The following is a 3539-nucleotide window of genomic DNA, read 5'->3' on the forward strand; positions in this document are numbered from 1 at the left end:
CACTTCGCAGAGCTGGGACGGCGGACGCGGCGCCTGGCCGTGAGCCATGCGTTCCACTCGGCGCACATGGAGCCGGTGCTGGAGGAGTTCCGTGATGTCGCGGCCGGGCTCACCTTCCACGCCCCCCGGATCCCCCTCGTCTCGACTCTCATGGGTCAGCTCGCGACGGCCGAGGAGCTGGCTTCGCCGGACTACTGGACCCGTCAGATCCGCGGCACCGTGCGCTACCACCACGCCGTTGGGACCCTCAAGGAGCAAGGCGCCACCCTGTTCCTCGAGGTCGGGCCCGATGCCGTCCTGACCCCGCTCACGGATGACGCGGTGCCCCTCCTGCGCAAGGAACGGGACGGGGGCCGCACGGTGCGTGCCGCGCTCGCCGCCCTGCACACCCGGGGCGCGGCCCTCGACTGGGCGGCCCTGCTGCCGGTGCGGGCGTCCGCCGCCGACCTGCCGACCTACGCCTTCGAGCACCGCCGCTACTGGATGGAGGCCGACGACCGGCCGTCCGGGGCCGCTCTCCTGCTCGGTCAGCCGGTCGAGCGCGCCGCCGACGGCGGTCTCCAGTTCACCGGCGAGATCGGGACCGACACGCTGCCCTGGCTGGCCGACCACGCGGTCGACGGAACCGCGCTGGCCCCGGCGAGCCTCTTCGCCGACCTGGCGCTGCGCGCCGGTCAGCAGGCCGGCTTCCCGGTGGTGGACGAGTTGACGCTGGAGGCGCCGCTGGTCCTGCCCGCCGGAGGAACGCTGCCGGTCCAGCTGACCGTGGAGGCGGAGGCGGACGGTCTGCGGGCCTTCACCGTGCACGGCCGCCCCGAGACCGGCGCGCCCTGGGTGCGGTACGCGTCCGGCGCACTGGCCGCGGACGGCGGGTCCGCCGGTCCCGGACCGGACGACGGGTGGCCCTCGGCCGAAGCCGTCACCATGGACGTCGGCGAGGTGTACGACCGGCTCGCCGCCCTGGGCTACGGCTACGGGCCGCAGTTCCGCAACGTGCGGGCCGCCGGGCACCGTGGCGCGGCACTGCTGGCAGAGGTCGAGCTGCCGGAGCACCTGCACGACGAGACATCCGGCTTCGCCCTCCACCCGGCCCTGCTGGACGCGGCGCTGCACCTGCTGCCCGTGCGCCCCGGCGGCGGCGGGGGGACGGTGCTGCCGTTCTCCTGGTCGGGCGTTCGGCTGCACGCCACCGGGGCGCGCACCCTGCGGGTGCGGCTGGAGCCGGTGGGGAAGGACGCCTTCTCGCTGGAGTGCCGCGACCCGGCGGGCGACCCGGTGCTGTCCGTGGCCTCCGTGGTCCTGCGCGAGCTGCCCGCAACGGCGCTGACGGCGGCGGCTGATCCGCTGTACGCCGTGGAGTGGAGGCCCGCACCCGCCGGATCGACAGCGCCCGTGCGGGACGCCTCGACGCGACCCGTCGCCGTGGCCCGGATCGAGAACGTGGCGGACGCCCACGACGCGGCCGGACGCGCCCTCGCTCTCGTCCAGGAGCGGCTGGCGTCCGGCGCCGCGGGGGACGGACCGCTCGCCCTCGTCACGACCGGGGCGTGCGCCGCCGTCGAGCAGGACACCGTGCCGGGCCTCGCGTCGGCGGCGGTGTGGGGGCTGGTGCGGGCCGCGCAGAGCGAACACCCGGGCCGGTTCGTGCTGGTCGACACCGACGGCACCGCGGAGTCGGAGCGGGCACTGCACGCCGCCCTGGCCACCGGCGAACCGCAGGTCGCCGTGCGCCGCGGCCAGGTACTGGTGCCGCGGCTGGCGCGGATCGCGTCCCCGCCGCTCCCGCCGCTCCCGCCGCTCCCGCCGTCCGCGCCGGAGCAGGCGGGCGCCGACCGCGACCCGGGACGGGGCACCGTCCTGCTCACCGGAGCCACCGGGTCGCTCGGCGCGCTGGTGGCGGAACACCTGGTCACCCGCCGGGGAGCACGCCGTCTGCTGCTGACCAGCCGGCGCGGGCCTGCCGCCCCGGGCGCGCGGGAACTGGTGGACCGACTGACCGCACTCGGAGCCCACGTCCGGCTCACGGCGTGCGACACGGCCGACCGCGACGAACTCGGCGCGCTGCTCGCCTCCGTCCCGCCGGAGCACCCGGTCACCACGGTCGTCCACGCGGCCGGGGTGCTGGACGACGGCGTCGTCGAGGAGCTGACGCCCGAGCGGCTGGAGGCGGTGCTGCGACCGAAGGCGGACGCGGCGCTGCTGCTGCACGAGCTGACCGCGGACCTGGACCTGGACGCCTTCGTCCTGTTCTCCTCGGTCACCGGGGTCCTGGGCACGGCCGGTCAGGCGAACTACGCGGCGGCCAACGCCTTCCTGGACGCCCTGGCCCAGCACCGCCACGCGCGGGGACTGCCCGCGACCTCGCTCGCCTGGGGCCTGTGGGACACCGGTGACGGCATGGCCGGACACCTGACGCCCGCCGACCGTGCGCGCCTGGCGCGCGGCGGACTCGCCCCGCTCACCGTCGAGCAGGCCCTGCGGCTGCTCGACGCGGCGTTGGCGACGCCCACCGCCCTGCTGGTCGCCACCCGCTTCGCCCTGGCGGCCCTCGAGACGCCGGACGCCGTGGTGCCGGCGCCGCTGCGCTCGCTGGCGCGCCCGGCACCGCGCCGCGCGGCCGCCGCGACCGCCACGGCCGGGCACGGTTCACCGGCCGCCCGCCTGGCCGCGCTGCCGCTCGCCGAGGCGGAACGCGAGGTGCTGGAACTGGTCCGCACGGCGGTGTCCACCGTCCTCGGGCACGCCGACGGCAGGACCGTGGCCCGCGACCGGGCCTTCGGCGACCTGGGCTTCGACTCCCTCAGCGCCGTCGAACTCCGCAACCGGCTGCGCACCGCCACCGGGCTGCGACTGCCCACCACCCTCGTCTTCGACCACCCGACGCCGGGGGCGCTCAGCGCATGGCTGCTGACCGAGCTGCGCGGGACGCGGGCAGCGGCCGAGGCGACGGCGGCACTGCCCGCCGTGTCCATCGCCGACGACCCGATCGCGGTCGTCGCCATGGCCTGCCGCTATCCAGGGGGCGTGACCTCGCCGGAGGACCTGTGGGAGCTCGTCAGGTCCGGCGCGGACGCCATCGGTCCGTTCCCCGCCGACCGGGGCTGGGACCTGGCCGCGCTGTACGACCCGGACCCGGAGACCGCCGGCAGCTCCTATTCCCGTGAGGGGGGTTTCCTGTACGACGCGGGCGACTTCGACGCGGACTTCTTCGGGATGAGTCCCCGGGAGGCCCTGACCACCGATCCACAGCAGCGGCTGTTGCTGGAGACGGCATGGGAGGCCTTCGAGCGGGCCGGTATCGCCCCCGCCTCGCTGCGCGGATCGCGGACGGGTGTTTTCGCCGGCGTGATGTACGGCGACTACGGCGCCCGGCTGCACCAGGCGCCGCAGGCGCCCAAGGAGGCCGAGGGGTATCTGGTCAGCGGCAGCGCGGGCAGTGTGGCGTCCGGCCGGGTGGCGTACACGTTCGGTCTGGAGGGGCCGGCGGTGACGGTGGACACCGCGTGCTCGTCGTCGTTGGTGGCGTTGCACCTGGCGGC

The 3539-nt window shown here is 76.2% G+C and carries 1 protein-coding gene; it reads left to right on the top strand.

All coding sequences use genetic code 11. From position 1 onward, the window contains the following. Positions 1-39 precede the first annotated feature (39 nt). On the top strand, positions 40-3539 hold a 3500-nt coding region (locus ACFRAV_RS31265; RefSeq protein ID WP_382560977.1), incomplete at its 3' end, for an SDR family NAD(P)-dependent oxidoreductase.

It is taken from the genome of Streptomyces sp. NPDC056600 (genome assembly GCF_042792855.1).
Classification (GTDB): domain Bacteria; phylum Actinomycetota; class Actinomycetes; order Streptomycetales; family Streptomycetaceae; genus Streptomyces.